The organism is Streptomyces sp. NPDC087422, from assembly GCF_044744145.1.
Lineage (GTDB): Bacteria > Actinomycetota > Actinomycetes > Streptomycetales > Streptomycetaceae > Actinacidiphila.
This window is the reverse complement of the sequence record NZ_JBIUXT010000002.1, coordinates 352568-369329: the sequence shown is the minus strand read 5'-3', so window position 1 is coordinate 369329 and position 16762 is coordinate 352568. Positions and strand designations below refer to the sequence as shown.

Annotated in this window: 12 protein-coding genes; 7 read left to right on the top strand and 5 right to left on the bottom strand. The window is 70.8% G+C overall.

Annotated elements, in window-relative coordinates; all coding sequences use genetic code 11:
* Positions 1 to 23: 23 nt before the first annotated feature.
* From ACIO6U_RS07420 to ACIO6U_RS07400, 5 genes are all read left to right on the top strand, one after another.
* The gene (locus tag ACIO6U_RS07420) at positions 24 to 2639 is read left to right on the top strand and encodes a hypothetical protein (RefSeq protein WP_401716388.1); all 2616 of its coding nucleotides are present in this window, start codon (positions 24 to 26) and stop codon (positions 2637 to 2639) included.
* A 48-nt stretch (positions 2640 to 2687) separates the two neighbouring features.
* Positions 2688 to 3515 carry a TIGR03619 family F420-dependent LLM class oxidoreductase gene (locus tag ACIO6U_RS07415; protein ID WP_391162410.1) on the top strand — a complete coding sequence of 276 codons (828 nt, stop codon included), beginning with the start codon at positions 2688 to 2690 and terminating at the stop codon, positions 3513 to 3515.
* A 114-nt stretch (positions 3516 to 3629) separates the two neighbouring features.
* On the top strand, positions 3630 to 6209 hold the full coding sequence (locus ACIO6U_RS07410; RefSeq protein WP_391043257.1) for a bifunctional FO biosynthesis protein CofGH: 2580 nt from the start codon (positions 3630 to 3632) through the stop codon (positions 6207 to 6209).
* A gap of 132 nt (positions 6210 to 6341) precedes the next feature.
* Positions 6342 to 7586: a phosphodiester glycosidase family protein gene (locus ACIO6U_RS07405; RefSeq protein WP_401716383.1), complete on the top strand. Its 1245-nt coding sequence runs from the start codon at positions 6342 to 6344 to the stop codon at positions 7584 to 7586.
* Positions 7587 to 7829: 243 nt separating this feature from the next.
* On the top strand, positions 7830 to 8933 hold the full coding sequence (locus tag ACIO6U_RS07400) for an ADP-ribosylglycohydrolase family protein (RefSeq protein WP_355337713.1): 1104 nt from the start codon (positions 7830 to 7832) through the stop codon (positions 8931 to 8933).
* Positions 8934 to 9002: 69 nt separating this feature from the next.
* Here the strand turns inward: ACIO6U_RS07400 and ACIO6U_RS07395 are convergent, their stop codons facing one another.
* Complete coding sequence (locus tag ACIO6U_RS07395) at positions 9003 to 10574, bottom strand: sodium:solute symporter family protein (RefSeq protein WP_401716380.1); 1572 nt, start codon at positions 10572 to 10574, stop codon at positions 9003 to 9005.
* 432 nt (positions 10575 to 11006) lie between these two features.
* Here ACIO6U_RS07395 and ACIO6U_RS07390 point away from each other — a divergent pair, with 432 nt between their 5' ends.
* Entirely contained in the window at positions 11007 to 11795 is a 789-nt protein-coding gene (locus ACIO6U_RS07390) for an SDR family oxidoreductase (RefSeq protein WP_355337718.1), read from the top strand.
* A 96-nt stretch (positions 11796 to 11891) separates the two neighbouring features.
* On the opposite strand, the gene ACIO6U_RS07385 is transcribed toward ACIO6U_RS07390, so the two are convergent.
* On the bottom strand, positions 11892 to 13082 hold the full coding sequence (locus tag ACIO6U_RS07385; RefSeq protein WP_355337721.1) for a PLP-dependent aminotransferase family protein: 1191 nt from the start codon (positions 13080 to 13082) through the stop codon (positions 11892 to 11894).
* Between the two features lie 95 nt (positions 13083 to 13177).
* Between ACIO6U_RS07385 and ACIO6U_RS07380 the strand changes: the two genes are divergently transcribed.
* Positions 13178 to 14056: a hypothetical protein gene (locus ACIO6U_RS07380; protein WP_401716376.1), complete on the top strand. Its 879-nt coding sequence runs from the start codon at positions 13178 to 13180 to the stop codon at positions 14054 to 14056.
* A gap of 158 nt (positions 14057 to 14214) precedes the next feature.
* On the opposite strand, the gene ACIO6U_RS07375 is transcribed toward ACIO6U_RS07380, so the two are convergent.
* The 3 genes from ACIO6U_RS07375 to ACIO6U_RS07365 all read right to left on the bottom strand — a co-directional run bounded on the left by ACIO6U_RS07375 (position 14215) and on the right by ACIO6U_RS07365 (position 16579).
* Positions 14215 to 14424 carry a DUF397 domain-containing protein gene (locus ACIO6U_RS07375; RefSeq protein ID WP_355337727.1) on the bottom strand — a complete coding sequence of 70 codons (210 nt, stop codon included), beginning with the start codon at positions 14422 to 14424 and terminating at the stop codon, positions 14215 to 14217.
* A gap of 172 nt (positions 14425 to 14596) precedes the next feature.
* A complete protein-coding gene (locus ACIO6U_RS07370) occupies positions 14597 to 15454 on the bottom strand; it encodes a helix-turn-helix transcriptional regulator (protein ID WP_355337730.1) in 858 nt (285 codons plus the stop codon).
* A gap of 423 nt (positions 15455 to 15877) precedes the next feature.
* Positions 15878 to 16579, bottom strand: coding sequence for a GPP34 family phosphoprotein (locus ACIO6U_RS07365; protein ID WP_355337733.1), 702 nt, complete (start codon positions 16577 to 16579; stop codon positions 15878 to 15880).
* Between the last annotated feature and the right edge of the window lie 183 nt (positions 16580 to 16762).

Sequence of the window (16762 nt, the reverse complement as noted above, 5' to 3'; positions counted from 1 at the left end):
AGCGGAGAACATCACCCGTTACCGTGGGTGACGTATTCGTCGATCGTGTCCGCTATGTGACGGCGTTCGAGGAGGCGTTGCGGGGGCTGCGAGACCATCCCGCCGCTGCCGGTTCGTCGGCGCCGCCTCGGCACAATGTCCTCGTCCTCTACGGGTTGGGCGGAATCGGGAAGTCGACGCTGTCCCGGCAGTTGGAACGGCGATTACGCGAAGGGGAATTGGACGGGGCGTCGGCGGACGGTCCTGAACAGCGCGTGACCTGCCGGATCGACCTGGAGGACAGCTCCCTGGCCGATCTGGAGACCGCGGTGATCGCCGTGCGGGGCACGCTCGGTGAGGTGATGCGTTCCTGCCCCGCGTTCGACTTGGCCTTCGCCGTGTACTGGCGGCGCTGCCATCCGGGTGTCCCTCTTGAGGCCGCGATAGCGCGGAATTCCTCGCTCGGCAGGCTCGGCGAATCCCTGTCGCTGGCCGAACAGTTGGACGGCACACTGGATGCGCTGCTCGGCCCGATACCGCTCGCGGGTGTGGCCCGGCGGGCCGCGGGAATTCTGGTGGGCAGGATCCGCGAGCATCTGCGCAAAGACCGGCTGCTCGCGGAATGTCCCGGATTCGCCGAACTGCTGGATGTCGAGTCGCCTGCGGACATGCTGCCGTTCCTGCCGGCTCTCCTGTCCTGGGATCTGGCCGAGTACCGCCGTAGGAAATCCCTGGACGTCGTCATCTTCTTCGACACGTTCGAGCGGGTCGACGGGAGGCGCCGGGAAGCGGGTGGGCTCGAGGACCGGTTGGCCCGGCTGGTCTACCTGATGCCGAACGTACTGTTCCTCATCACGGGGCGGAACCGGCTGACCTGGGGCGACGGTCATCACCCGGCCATCCACTACTCAGGGCCCAACTACTGGCCGAGTCTGGTCACCGACCCCGGCACGCTTCCGGCCATGCAGCACCGGCTGTCGGGGCTCGAGGAGGACTACGCCGACACCTACCTGCGGCTTCGCCTGACGAGGGACGGGGAGCCCGCCATTCCGGCACCGTTGCGGCGTCGGATTGTCGACGCGGCAGGCGGGGTACCGCTGTATCTGGAGTTGTCGGCCGAGTATTTCGACCAACTGAGCGCGGAAGGCCGCGTCCCCGCGGTGGAACAATTCGGAGGGACTTTCGCCGAGATGGTGATCCGTGTGATGCGTGATCTGTCCGCGCAAGAGCGCGCGCTTCTGCGGGCCGCCTCTCTCGCCGAGCGCTTCGACGCCGACGTGCTGAGGGCGGCGGTCCCGAGCGTGGCGGACGCCGTCGTACGGCGATTCCTCGAACGCCCCCTGGTGCAGAGCGATTCGTCGAGATGGCTGACACACACCGTGGACGAGTACGTCCGCAACGCCGTCCGTCTCCACGACGGGAACACGGACGACGCCTGGTCGGAAGAGGAGTGGCGCGGCGCGGCCGAACGAGTCCTGGAACACCTCCGGGATCGGCTGCGCGGCGGGGTCAGAAATCCGACGTCGACCGACAGGAGCGAACTGGGCGAGGGCTTCACCACCGCCGGGCTCCTCACACTGAACACGAGCCGTGTCCCCGACTGGTTGTACGACCTTGCCTACGGTGTCGACCTGTGCGGCCTCGGGGCGGTGCTCACCGGGACCCGGAACTGGCCTGTGCAGTCCGGCAGTCACCCCGCCGGAGCGTTGGCGCTCACCTGCCAGGGGATGGCCGCGCGCAGCGCGGGCGACCGGACAGCGGCCCTGTCGCTGACGGAGGCGGCGCTGGCCCATCCGGGCCTCGGACCGTACCAACGCCTCTTCATCTCGCACCGGTTGGCCAAGACGCTGGAGGAGTTCGGCCGGTACGCCGAGGCGGAACGGCTGACCGCCGAGGTCGCCGCCGAGCCCGGACCCCTGCGGGAGAACGCGGAGAAGGACCTGGCCTGGATCCAATGGCTCCGGGGGGACGGACGGCGGCTCCAGACCTGGGCGCTGCCCCACTGCGACAGCCCCCTGGGCTTCCGCCGCGCGCAGTCCCAGGATCTCCTGGGCCAGTTCAGTTTTCTGCAGGGGGACTTCGCGGCGGCCGAGAGATATCTCCGCAAGGTGGCTGACGACGCCGAACTGGCCGCCGCGGGCATGTCCCGCGACACCAGCTACCGCCACCTGGGCATGGTGCTGTCGCTGGCCCGTCCGCTGGACGCCGAGACGGTGCTGGAGCACGCCCATGAGGTCAACCAGGACGTCGGAACGCCGGTCGGTGTGGCGCAGACGCTGATCTGGCGGGCGGCGGCACGCACCGGGCGCGAACCGGCCGCGGAGGTATTGACACTTCTGACGAACGGTGAGGAGATGCTGGCGCGCAGCGGTGGCGGCGCCGACCGGTGGATGGTGCTGACCGTGAAGCTGTTCCTCGCCGCCGTCGAAGGCACGGACGCCGAGGTCCTCGCCGCGGGGCAGGAGCTGATCAGCCATGTGGAGGAACAGGACTGTCACCCCGGCCTCGGGGAGATCGCCCAGCGCTGGCTGGAGGTACGCGGCCTCGACGCCGCCGTTCCCCGGCGGGAGTTCTGGACGGACCGGGACCGGTCACTCGCGGCCTGGGAGAAAGTCCTCACCGACCGGCGCGGTCTCAGGGCCGCCACCTCGGACGGCTGAGATGTACGTTCACACCCGGTATCCGTCGACAATCCACCGGAGGTGCCCGTGCGGATCGCCGTCACGATCTTCCTGACCGATCAGACCATCGGGCCGGTGCGGCTCGCGCGGGAGTTGGAGCAGCGCGGGTTCGCCGGGCTCTATCTGCCGGAGCACACGCACATTCCGGTGTCGCGGGCGACGCCGTATCCGGCGGGGGAGCCGCTGCCGGAGGAGTACGGGCGGACGCTGGACCCGTTCGTGGCGCTCAGCGCGGTCGCGGCGGTCACCGAGCGGCTGGAGGTGGGGACGGCGATCACGCTGGTGGCGCAGCGCGACCCGGTGGTGCTGGCGAAGGAGATCGCGACGCTCGACCACCTGTCGGGCGGGCGGTTCACGCTGGGGGTGGGCTTCGGGTGGAATGTGGAGGAGGCCGCCGACCACGGGGTGGACTGGCGACGCCGCCGCGAGCTGGTACGGGACCGGATGGCGGCGATGCGCGCGCTGTGGGCGGCCGAACCCGTCGCCTATGCGGGCGAATTCGCGTCCGTGCAGGCCAGCCAGGCGTATCCGAAACCGGCGGGCGGCCGGGTGCGCACCCTGGTGGGCGGCGCGGCGGGCCCGAAACTCTTCAGCCATGTGACGGATTACGCGGACGGGTGGATGCCGATTGGCGGCGGCGGTCTGGGTGAGTCGCTGCCCCGACTCCGGGCCGCGTGGCGGGAAGCGGGCCGCGGGGAGAAGGGCCCGGAGGTGGTGCCGACGGCCGTACGCCCGGACGCGGGCAAGCTCGCGTACTACCGCGACCTCGGCATCGAGGAGATCGTCGTCCAGCTCCCGCCGGCCGGGACCGACGAGGTGCTGCGGGCGCTCGACGACTACGCGCAGTATTTGTAGCCGGAGTATTCCTCGGACGGTCCGATCTCCGGGTGATATTGCCGACAGGGGGATCGGGCCGAAGACGGCCTGAGCCCCCAGCGAATTGTCGGCGGGGCCGCCTATCCTCGGAGAATGACTTCGCCGACGCCCACCGCCAATGCCATGCGCCGCGCCCTGCACCGCGCGGACGAAGGTGTCGCCCTGGACACGGGCGAGGCCGCCGTCCTGCTGCAAGCCCGTGGCCAGGACCTGGCCGGACTCGCGGGCACCGCGGCCCGGCTGCGGGACGCCGGCCTCGAAGCGGTGGGACGGCCGGGCGTCATCACGTATTCGCGGAAGGTCTTCATTCCGCTGACCCGGCTGTGCCGGGACAAATGTCATTACTGCACATTCGTGACCGTGCCCGGCAAGCTGCGCCGTGAAGGGCACGGCATGTACTTGTCGCCCGACGAGGTGCTGGACATCGCCAGGCGCGGCGCCGAAATGGGCTGCAAAGAAGCGCTGTTCACCCTCGGCGACCGCCCCGAGGAGCGCTGGCCCGAGGCGCGCGAGTGGCTGGACGCGCACGGCTACGACGACACGCTGGCGTACGTACGGGCCATGTCGGTGCGGGTGCTGGAGGAGACGGGCCTGCTGCCGCACCTCAACCCGGGCGTGCTGAGCTGGACCGACCTCCAGCGGCTCAAGCCGGTCGCGCCGTCCATGGGCATGATGCTGGAGACGACCGCCACCCGCCTGTGGTCGGAGCCGGGCGCCCCGCACTACGGTTCGCCGGACAAGGAGCCCGCCGTACGGCTGCGGGTCCTGGAGGACGCGGGCCGGTCCAACGTGCCGTTCACCACCGGCATCCTCATCGGCATCGGCGAGACGTACGAGGAGCGCGCCGAGTCGCTCTTCGCGATCCGCAGGACCGCCCGCCGCTACCACGGCATCCAGGAAGTGATCATCCAGAACTTCCGCGCCAAGCCGGACACCGCCATGCGCGGCATGCCGGACGCGGAGCTGGAGGAGCTGGCGGCGGCGATCGCGGTGGCCAGGATCGTGCTCGGCCCGTCCGCCCGCATCCAGGCGCCGCCGAATCTGGTGGACGGCGAGTACGCGCGCTTCATCGAGGCCGGCATCGACGACTGGGGCGGCGTCTCCCCGCTCACCCCCGACCACGTCAACCCCGAGCGCCCGTGGCCGCAGATCGACGAACTGGCCGCCCGTACGGCCGAGTCGGGCTTCGCGCTGCGCGAACGCCTCACCATCTACCCGGAGTTCGTCCAGCGCGGCGAGCCCTGGCTGGACCCGCGCCTGATCCCGCACGTCACGGCGCTCGCCGACCCCGCCACCGGTCTGGCGGACGAGGACGCGCCGGTCGTGGGCCGCCCGTGGCAGGAGCCGGACGAGGGCTTCACCTCGGCCGCCACGGGCCGTACCGACCTGCACCGCACGATCGACACCGAAGGACGTACGGCCGACCGCCGCGACGACTTCGACGAGGTGTACGGCGACTGGGCCGAACTGCGCGAGCAGGCCGCGCCCGGCATGGTCCCCGACCGGGTGGACGCCGACGTCAAGCAGGCCCTGTCGGTGGCCGCCGACGACCCGACCCGGCTCACCGACGCCGAGGCGCTGGCCCTGCTGCACGCGGACGGCCCCGCCCTGGACGCGCTGTGCCGGATCGCGGACGACCTGCGGCGCGCGGTCGTCGGCGACGAGGTGACGTACATCGTCACCCGCAACATCAACTTCACCAACGTCTGCTACACCGGCTGCCGTTTCTGCGCCTTCGCGCAGCGCCGCACCGACGCCGACGCGTACACCCTCTCCCTCGACCAGGTCGCCGACCGCGCCGAGCAGGCCTGGCAGGTCGGCGCCACCGAGGTGTGCATGCAGGGCGGCATCCACCCCGACCTGCCCGGCACCGCCTATTTCGACATCGCGCGCGCGGTCAAGGCCCGCGTCCCCGGCATGCACATGCACGCCTTCTCGCCGATGGAGGTCGTCAACGGCGCGACGCGCACCGGCCTGTCGATCAGCGACTGGCTGGCCGCCGCCAAGGAAGCGGGCCTGGACTCCATCCCCGGCACCGCCGCCGAGATCCTGGACGACGAGGTCCGCTGGGTCCTCACCAAGGGCAAGCTGCCCACCGCCACCTGGATCGAGGTCGTCAAGGCCGCCCACGCGCTGGGCATACGGTCCTCGTCCACCATGATGTACGGCCACGTCGACCAGCCCCACCACTGGCTCGGCCACCTCCGGCTGCTCGCGGAGATCCAGAAGGAGACCGGCGGCTTCACCGAATTCGTCACCCTCCCCTTCATCCACACCAACGCCCCGGTCTACCTCGCGGGCATCGCCCGCCCCGGCCCGACCGCCCGCGACAACCGGGCCGTCACCGCCATGGCCCGCCTGCTGCTCCACCCGCACATCACCAACATCCAGACCAGTTGGGTCAAGCTCGGTGCGGACGGCGCCGCCGAAATGCTCCGCTCCGGTGCCAACGACCTCGGCGGCACGCTGATGGAGGAGACCATCTCCCGTATGGCGGGCTCCAGTTACGGCTCCTACCGCTCCATCCGCGACCTCGTCGCCATCGCCGAGGCCGCGGGCCGCCCCTCCCGCCAGCGCACCACCCTCTACGGTCAGGTCCCCGAAGAGCGCATCACCACCGGTCTCGCCTCCGACGGCCACCTCCCCGATCTCCTCCCGGTCCTGGGCGACTGACGCCCGCCGCGCACCTGAGGGGTGAATTCGCACCACCGTCATGGCCGCGTTTCACCGTGTTCCGGTGCGGGGAGTGCGGGGGTGGTGGAGTCCTGTGGGATACACGGGGCCTGAGACACCCTTGGGGGAGCAGTGGCGTGGAGCGGGCGGGCGGGCGTGGCCCTGGCGGTCGCGGCGGGGGTGCTCGCCGGGGGACTGGCGGGGGCGTCGGCCGTCGCGGCGGACAGCGGCACCGGCGGCGGGCCGCCGTACGAGCGGGTGGAGCGGCTCGGGCCGGGCGTGGAGTACCGGGAGTTCTCGGTGGCGGCCTCGCGGGGGACCGTGCACGGGCATGTGCTGGCGGTGGATCTGCGCGAATCCCGTACGCGGCTCGACCTGTTGACGCCGGGGTCGGTGGCGGCGCGGCAGGCGGTGTCGGGGCTCGCCGACGACCGGCAGGCGGTGGGCGCGGTGAACGGCGACTTCTTCAATATCACCGAGGACCAGCACCCCGGCGTGGCGCCGACCGGTTCCTCGGTGGGCCCGGAGATCGGTTCCGGCCGGGACCTCAAGGCCGCCGTGCCCGACGGCCAGCGCTTCGGGCCCGCGATGCCGCCGGGGGAGACCACGCACGACGTGCTCGGCATGGGCAAGGACCGCAAGCTGCGGCTCGACCGGCTGGACCTGCGCGGGTCGGTGCGCACCCCGCGGGGGAGCATCCCGCTGGGCGGCTACAACCAGTACGCGCTGCCCGTCGGCGGCGTCGGCGCGTACACGGCGGACTGGGGGACGGTCTCCCGGCAGCGGGCGGTCTGCGGCACGGACACCTCGCGCGGCGCCGGATGCAGCACGGACACCTACGAGGTGACGGTACGTCAGGGGCGGGTCGCGGCGGTCGCGCAGGCGCCCGGCGCGGGAGCCATTCCCGCGGGCAGCACCGTACTGCTCGGCCGGGACGCGGGCGCCGACACACTGCGCGCCCTGCGCGTGGGCGACCGCGCGGAGGTCGACAGCCGCCTCACCCCGACGCTCTCGCGCGTGCCGTACGTCTTCGCGGTCGGCGGCTTCCCCGTCCTGCGCGGCGGACAGCCGCTCGCGGGCCTGGACACCACGACGGCGGCCACGCGTACGGCCGCCGGTTTCGACGCGTCGGGCAGCACGCTGTACCTGCTGGCGCTGGACGGCTCCGCCGAGTCCGGCGCGGGCCTGACCGTCGCGGAACTTGCGTCCGTCATGAGGGAATTGGGTGCAGATTCGGCGGTGAACCTCGACGGCGGCGGTTCCACGACGCTGGTCGCCCGCGACCCCGGCGCGGCGGCGGTGACCGTACGCAACCACCCGTCGGGCGGCGTCGAGCGCCCGGTCGCCAACGCCATCGGCGTCTTCTCGCGCACGTGAGCCGCGTATGTGTGCCTTCCGCCCGAGTCGCGCGGCCCGACGCGTGGACCCGGCTCCCGCACCCGAGTCCGACACCCTGAGTCGCGCGTCAGAGCATTTCCGGCGTCGGGTCGTATCCGATCGGACCGGCACCGTTCGCGGACAGGCGTCACCAACCCCAGGGCCCCCTTCCGCTCCTGGTGACGTCGGCTATCGTGCTGGCGCAGAACGGGTTCGGATCGGGGTTGATCGAAGGGGACCGCTTTGACCGCTGTCTGGGGTCGCGCGCAGCAGCAGGACTTCCGCAGCCGCGTGCGGGGCTGCCTGCTGGGCGGGGCGATCGGGGACGCGCTGGGCGCGGGCGTCGAGTTCGAGTCGTTCGAGGCGATCCAGCGCAATCACGGCACGGACGGCGTCACCGACTACGTTCCGGCGTACGGCAGACGCGGCGCGGTCACCGACGACACGCAGATGACGATGTTCACGGTCGAGGGCCTGATCAGAGCCCAGGTGCGCCGGGACACCGGCGCCTGGCACCCGCCCACCGACATCCACCGCGCCTACCGCCGCTGGTCGGCCACCCAGACCGAGTGGGGGCCCGACGAGCGCCGCAAGGACACCGGCTGGCTGGCCCGCGAGGAGTGGCTCTACGCGCGGCGAGCGCCGGGCGAGGCGTGCCTGAGCGGCCTGTCCGACGACCGGATGGGCACCTTGGAGGAGCCGAAGAACCCCGGCTCCAAGGGGTGCGGCACCGTGATGCGCTCCGCGCCCTTCGGGCTGCTGGTCGGCTGGGAACCGCAGCTCGTCTTCCAGCTCGCCGTGGAGTGCGCCGCCCAGACCCACGGCCACCCCACCGGGCAGCTCGCCGCCGGAGCCTTCGCCGTCATCGTGCACGGCCTGGCGCGCGGCGAGGCCCTCGACGGCTCCGTCCAGCACGCCCTCGCCCTGCTCGGCGCCCGCCCCGGCCACCAGGAGACGACGGACGCGCTCCAGGGCGCCCTGGGCGCCGTACGGCAGGGGATGCCGTCGCCGCAGCGCGTGGAGGCGCTGGGGGAGGGCTGGACGGCCGAGGAGGCGCTGGCGATCGGCGTCTACTGCGCCCTGGTCGCCGAGGACGTGCGCCACGGGCTGCTGCTCGCCGTCAACCACTCGGGCGACAGCGACTCCACCGGCTCCGTCTGCGGCAATCTGCTCGGCGTCCAGCACGGGGAGACGGCGCTGCCGCCCGCGTGGATCGCCGAGGTGGAAGGGCGCGCCACGCTGCTCCAGCTCGCCGACGACTTCGCCATGGAGATGACGCAGGCGCCGGCCCTGCACGGGCCTTCGGGCGCCAGCCCGGCGTGGCTCGACCGCTACCCGGCCGCCTAGGGCCTGTCCGGCGGATCACCACCGCCCCCGCCGCGGCTCCCCCCGGGAAGGGGAGCCGCCGGACAGGACCTAGTCCGAGACCTTGGTGGGGGTCGGCTCCGAGGAGGGCTCGGGGAGGGAGACGGAGGCCGGTCCGGGGCCGCCCCCGTCATCGGAGTTGATCTTCGCGAGGAGCGCGTCCCGCTCCGGCGTGTCCTCCGGCTTGATCCAGCCGATGACGATGTAGAGGACGAGCGAGACGGCCAGCGGGAGCGAGATCTGGTATTCGAGGTTGACGCCGCCCGAGACGGCGTCGTTGACGGGGTAGTTGAGCAGGTAGAAGGCGAACAGGCCGAGCGCCCAGCTCGTGAGGGCGGCGGTCGGGCCGGACGTGCGGAAGCGCGGCAGCAGTCCGAGCATGAACGGGATCGCGATCGGCCCCATCAGACCGGCCACCCACTTGATGACGACGGTGATGATGTCCTTGAAGGTGGGGGAGTTGACCTGGGTGGCCACGGCCATGGACAGGCCGAGGAAGGTCAGCGTGGTCAACCGGGCGGCGATCAGGCCGACATGGGCCGACCATTCGCGGGCGGTCTTCGAGAAGGCCGGGGCGATGTCGCGGGTGACGACGGCGGCGATGGCGTTCGCGTCGGAGGAGCACATGGCCATGGTGTGCGAGAAGAAGCCGACCACGACCAGGCCCAGCAGCCCGTGCGGCAGGAGCTGTTCGACCATCAGGCCGTACGAGTCCGAGCCGTCCGGCTTCTTGGCGTGCACCAGCAGCGGCGAGATCCACATCGGGAAGAAGAGGACGACCGGCCAGACGAACCACAGGGCCGACGACAGCCAGGCGCTGCGGGTGGCCTCGCGGGCGGAGCCGGTGGCCATGTAGCGCTGGGCCTGGTTCCACATGCCGCCGTTGTACTCGAAGGTCTTGATGAACAGGTACGCCAGCAGGAAGACGGTGGTGTACGGGCCCGCGACCGGGTCGGCGTGGTGCTTGAGCGCGGGCTCGTCCCACACGTTCCAGATGCCGCTGATCCCGCCGACCTTGTTGAGCGCGGCGACCAGCATCGCGAGCCCGGCGATCAACTGGATGACGAACTGGCCGAGTTCGGTGAGGGCGTCCGCCCACAGACCGCCGACCGTGCAGTAGACGGCGGTGATCGCGCCGGTGATGACGATGCCCTGGGTGATGGTGACCCCGGTGAAGACGGACAACAGGGTCGCGATGGCGGCCCACTTGGCGCCGACGTCCACGATCTTGAGCAGCACGCCGGACCAGGCGAGCGCCTGCTGGGTCGTCAGGTTGTAGCGGTTCTTGAGGTATTCGAGCGGCGAGGCCACGTGCAGCCGTGAGCGCAGCCGGTTGAGCCGGGGCGCGAAGAGCTTGGCGCCGATGGCGATGCCGAGCGCGATCGGGAAGGACCAGGTGACGTACGAGGTGATGCCGTAGGTGTAGGCGATGCCCGCGTAACCGGTGAACATCACCGCGCTGTAGCCCGACATGTGGTGCGAGATGCCGGACAGCCACCACGGCATCTTGCCGCCCGCGGTGAAGTAGTCGCCGACGTCGTCGACGCGCTTGTGGGACCAGAGTCCGATCGCGAGCATCACGCCGAAGTACGCGATCAGCACGGTCCAGTCGAGACTGTTCATGTCCCCTCCAGAGGGGTCCGCCTTGTGAACAGGAGCGCACTTCGCTGTGGCGCCGGTCCGGGCGGGTCGCCCCCGTGCGGGAGTGGGGACTTCCGGGATTGAACCCCTCGCGCGGGGGGCCGGTCAAGGGTCTCCGCGTTCAAGAGTCTGAACTCAGATCAGAAAGCCGAACGATTTTACTCGCTCTTTGCCTACCTTGGCATTGTCGTGACCCTGATCACCCACCCACGATGAGCGGACACTTCGCTGGACGTCGCACGAGGCCCGCGGGACGCGCGGGACACAGGAGGCAGCCGTCCGGGATACGGGATCCCGTGCGGACGCAGAGGGGAGCGGCCGATCGCCGACGTGAGCGTGACCGCCGCGGCCTTCCCTCCTGCGGGCGCCCGCCTTATTCTGACGCTCCGTCAGGCAACGGTTGCGGAGGCCGACATGCTGCTGAAGGGGAAGACCGTGGTCGTGACCGGCGTCGGCGCCGGACTCGGGCAGCGCGTGGCGGCGGCCGTCGTACGCGACGGCGGACGGGCGGTGCTGGGCGCGCGGACCGCAGAACGGCTGGCGAAGACGGCGGCCGAGATCGACCCCGCGGGCACCTCGACGGCCTGGCTGCCCACCGACATCGCCGACGGCGCGCAGTGCGAGGCGCTGGCGGCGCTGGCACAGGAGCGGTTCGGCGGGATCGACGCCGTCGTCCAGGTCGCCGCGCTCGACGACTACTTCGGCGGCCTGGAGGACGCGGACTTCGCCGTCTGGCAGCGGGTACTCGACGTCAATCTGCTCGGGTCGCTCAGGCTCGCCCAGGCGTGCCTGCCCGCCCTCAAGCGCCAGGAGCGCGGCGGCTCCGTCGTGTTCATCGGCACCCAGTCCGCGGTCGCGGCGCCCAGCCAGGTCCGCCAGGCGGCGTACGCGGCCTCCAAGGGCGCCCTCACCTCCGCGATGTACTCACTCGCGCGCGAGCTGGGCCCGTACCGGATCCGGGTCAACACCGTGCTGCCCGGCTGGATGTGGGGGCCGCCCGTGCGGTCCTTCGTCGCGCTCACCGCACGCGCCGAGGGCGTCGGCGAGGACGAGGTGCTGGCCCGCCTCGCCCGCCGCATGGCACTGCCCGAACTGGCCACCGACGGCGACGTGGCGGAGGCCGCCGTGTTCCTCGCCTCCGACCGCGCCCGCGCGATCACCGGACAGTCCCTGCTCGTCAACGCGGGCGAACTGATGCGGTGACGCGCCCCGTTGGACGCGTACGGCGCCGCGCCGTCCGTGCGTACGGCGCCGCGCCGTTCCTCGTGTGCGCCGCCGCGCTCCCTGCTGTCAACGGCCTCAGGCGAAGACCTTCGCCAGCCGCCGCAGCCCTTCCCCGATCTCCTCCGGCGTGTGCGTCGTGAAGGACATCCGCAGCGCCCCCGCCTCCGGCGCCTGCGCGAAGAACGGCAACCCCGGTACGTACGCCACGTCGTGACCGACCGCGGTCGGCAGCAGCGCCGTCGCGTCGTACCCCGCGGGCAGCCGTACCCACACGAACATGCCGCCCTCGGGCCGGTTCCAGGTGCTGCCGGAGGGCAGCGCGGCCGGCAGCCCGGCGAGCAGCGCGTCGCGCCGGGCGCGGTAGGCGGTACGCACCCGGTCCAGATGGACGTCCAGGTCGTGGTCGGCGAGGTAGCGCGCGGCGGCGGCCTGGTCGACGGTCGAGGTGTGCAGGTCGGCGGCCTGCTTGGCGATCACGCAGGCGCGCAGCAGCGCCGCGGGCGCCCGCAGCCAGCCCAGCCGCATCCCCGGCGACATGATCTTGGAGAAGCTGCCGAGCAGGATCGTCCGGTCGGCGGCCTCGGGCAGCGCCGAGATCCACGGCACACTCTCGCCCTCGAACCGCAGATCCCCGTACGGGTCGTCCTCCGCGATCCACAGCCCGTGCCGCTCCGCCACCTCGGCCACCGCGCGGCGGCGTTCGAGCGGGAGCGTACGCCCGGTCGGATTCTGGAAGTTGGGCACCAGGTAGAGCAGTTTCGGCCGTTCCCGGCGCGCCACCTCCTCCAGCGCCTCCGGGATCACCCCGTACGCGTCGGTCGGCACCGGCACCACCCGGGCGCCCGCGAAGCCGAAGCACTGGAGCGCCGCCAGATACGTCGGGTTCTCCACCAGCACCACATCGCCGGGCTCGATCAGCGCGGTCGCGATCAGCGCGAGCCCCTGCTGCGAGCCGCCGGTCACCAGGATGTCGTCCATGCCCGTCGCCAGGTCGCGCCCGCTCAGCCGGGCCGCCACGGCCGCGCGCAGCGCGGGATCGCCCTCGGTCGTCGAGTACTGGAGCACCTTGTGCGGCTGCTCGGCCAGGACGCGGGCGTACGCCTCCGCGATGGCCGCCGCGTCGAACAGCTCGGGCGCGGGCAGCCCGCCGGCGAAGGAGATCACCTCCGGCCGCGCGGTCAGCGCCAGGATCTCCCGTACCGGCGAGGCGCCCACCGAGACGGCGCGTTGAGCGAGGGCGGGCACGGCGGCTCGGGTCGAGGTCATGTCCGGCAGCCTACGAAGAATCGTTGCCATGTCCAGGTACTTTCCAGCATCCGGGCACCTTCACTTCTCCCCCGAGCTGACGTAGCGTCAGATTCATGGCTGAGGACGTGAGAACGGGTCCGGACGGCGGAACGGACGTCGAGGCGTACGGACGGCTCGCGGCCGTCGGACCGTACGGCGTCGACGTCGGGCACGCGCTGATCACCATGGTCGAGCCGCACGCCGGGCACGAATACGCGTACAACCGGTGGTACGAGGACGACCACTTCATCGCCGGTGCGATGGCGATGCCCTGGCTGTACGCCGGGCGCCGCTGGGTGGCCACGCGGCCGCTGCTGGACCTGCGGTACCCGGCGGACTCCGCGGTCGCGCGGCCGGTCACCGCGGGCTGCTACCTGTCGCTGTACTGGATCACCGCGGGCCGCTACGACGCGCACATGCGGTGGACGGTCGGCATCAACAAGCGGCTCAATCGCGACGCCCGCGTCTACCACGACCGCACCCACGTCTTCACCGCCTTCCAGGACCGCGCCGCGAGCGTCTACCGGGACGGCGCCGCCGGTCCGCGCGACATCCACGCGCTCGACCACCCGTACCGCGGACTCGTCCTCGAAGTGCTGGAAGCGGAATCCGCGGAAGGCCGGGACGAATTGCTGGAATGGCTGCGGGCCCGCCACCTGCCGAAGAAGCTCGCCGGATCACCGGCGGCGATGGTGGTGATCTTCACGCCCACTCCGCTGCCGCTCGACCGGATGTCTTATGTGAAACAGGTCGAAGGCGTCGAAACCCGGCTCACTCTCCTGTGGTTCCTGCAACAAGATCCACGCGAGGGGTGGGAAGAGCATTTCGCCGGTCACGCCGCCGAGATCGCCGGCCGGACCGACTCGGTGGGGCGCTCGGCGAAAGTGGAATTCATCGCTCCCTTCATTCCGACCATTCCCGGCACGGACACCTACGTCGATCAACTCCGTTGATCCGCTGACGTGATCACCCGGTCCGCTGGGTTGATCACCCGGTCCGCCGCGTTGATCATCCGGCCCGGAACATCAGGACAGCAGTGAGCCCCCTCGGCTAGGACGGCGGCCAGACGAGAGGGCTCTTCTGCGGTACTGCTGAAGGTGCGCGCGCTGTACTAGTTGATCGTGAAGGCGCCGCGGTCGACGTCCGTGACGAACGCGGTCCACGCCTCAGGGGAAAAGCTGAGGACCGGACCCTGCGGGTCCTTGGAGTCGCGGACCACGACCGACTCGACGGCCGGGGACTTCACTTCGACACAGGCGCCATTTCCGGTGGACCGCGAGGACTTCATCCACGCGGGAGTACTGCCCAGCTTGATTGCCATCTCTGCTCCGGTCTGTGCTGATGGCGGCGGCGAGGTACGCCATTGCCTGACTACGCGCTCGACGCTACTAGCCAACATCACGGACCGGTGAGCCACTTCACCCAAGTGGATGGCATATTCCCAGTAACTCTTCCAATGGGAGTGAGCGGGGGTGTACCGTATCGCCCGCACTTCAGCGGGTGTATCGTTCCGCCGCTTCGGTGATGAACTGCCGGGTCTGTTCGGCGCTGAGCGCCTGGGCCCGCAGATGCTCGTACATCACGCTGTACGCCTGCACATCGGTGTCCTTCTCCAAGTACAGGTCGCTGTTGACGCCTTCGAGATAGACCACCGTGGCATCGGTCGCGTCGGTGAACTCCAGTACCGCGAACTGCCCGCTCAGACCGGGGTGCGCGCCCGCCTCGAACGGCAGCACCTGCACGGTCACATGCGGCAGATGGCTCAATTCCACCAAATGCAGAAGCTGGTCACGCATCACGTGCTCGTCGCCGACCTTGCGGCACAGCGCCGCCTCGTCCACCACGGCCCACATCCGCAGCGGCCCGTCCCGGTCGGTGATCCGCTCCTGCCGGCGCATTCTCACGCTGACGCGCTTGTCGACCTGTTCGGGAGTGGCCTCCGGCAGATTGCCCGCGATCATCGCGGCGGCGTACTCCGGCGTCTGCAACAGGCCAGGCACCACCTGGGGTTCGAAGACCCGCAGACTGGCCGCCTCGGTCTCCAGGCCGATGTACACGCTGTACGGGATGTCGCCGAAGGCATGCCACCAGCCCTGCTGGCGCGACTCCTTGGCCATCTGCATCAGCGAGTCGACGATCCGCACGTCCTCGACGCCGTACACACCGCACAGGTCGCGCACATCGCGCTGGCTGATGCTCCGGCGCCCGTTCTCCAACCGGCTGATCTTCGACTGCGACACCAGGAGCCGGGCGGCGACCTCCTCGGCCGTCATGCCCTTCTGCTCCCGCAACTTGCGCAGTTCCGAACCCAGCCGGCGGCGCCTGACGGTGGGATTGACGTTGGCGACCACTGGACGTGCACCTCCACGCTGAACCTACTGATGGTCAGCAGCCTGCCACTTGCGGTCATCGGCGCGCTGGCGAATGAGGGTAACCCGGCAGGGGCGTGTACGCGGTGGTACACGGGGGTGTATACGGCGACGCGCGGTGCGACGAATCCCGGAACGTGTTCCGAGTCCCGCCGCCCCGCGCGTCACAGCGGCTCCCGGAACGGGTCGCTGAGGACGGCGCGATGGTCGCGGATTGCGGTGCCCCGTCCCTGCCGACGGGCGCCGCAGCCGTCCCTGATGAGGGGGTTGCCGAGCGCTACGTGCTCACCTGCGCACGCGCTCTCACGTGCTGAACGTGCTGCCTGTGCTGCCTGTGCTGAGCGTGCCGAACGTACTGAGCGTGCTGCCTGTGCTGCCTGTGTCCACTCGCTGTCGCACGCCGACTCAACGGGCGCCGGCGCGGGCCATGGTGCTGTGCCCCGCCGCTCGCGGTGCCGGAGCGGCTGGCCGCTTCGGCTGCGCCGCCACGCCGTTCTGCACATCCATCACGGCATGCGCGACGAGGCCGCCCATCGGGTCGTACCTGATCAGGTCACGCAGGCGCGATCGTGACGACCGGCCCTCGTTGCCCGGGTAGAGGTGCTTGCCGAGTCCCACGGCGTGGGCGAGCGCGGCGAGCGCGGCGGTCCGCGGGTCCGGCGGCACGCCGGTACGGATCGCACTGTCCAGCCGGGTACGGATCTCCCGGCTGACCGCGCTGTCGGACGCCTGGTACCGCGTCGTCGGCAGCACCCCGCACATCTGGCCGGGCACGGCGTGCACCATGCCGCACCGCTCCAGGTGCGCGAGATACGTCTGGCGGAGCCCGAGGCGGGGTCCGCCGATCCAGTGGACGGCCCGCACCGGACTGCCGCGTCGCCGCAGCAGTTCGAGAGCGGAGTCCAGGGTCGGATCTCCAGTCGGCCGTGGGTGCACCACGGCTATACGATCCCCGTCAGGGGCTATCCGTCCGGCCAGGGCCAGCTCGACGAGCTGCGCCCCGGCGAGGCCGAGGTCGAGCGATTGAGGCTGCGCCGTGGTCCCGGTCGTCGGGTCCAGTGCGAGCAGCAACAGCTCTTCCGGAATTGTTCTGCGGCTCTTGCCCATCCATGCCTCCCCGCGTGGATGAATGACAGGGTGACGCCTCTCACACCGGCCTGTCGAGAGCGCCTTTGCCTTATCGACGGGAACCGGGTGGTATGTCGTTCTCGTCTACGGGGTGGGCGGTGGTGTCGCGGACGGGTCGCGGGCCTGTCGGCGGGACACTGCCAGTGTGAGCTTTGAAGGGGT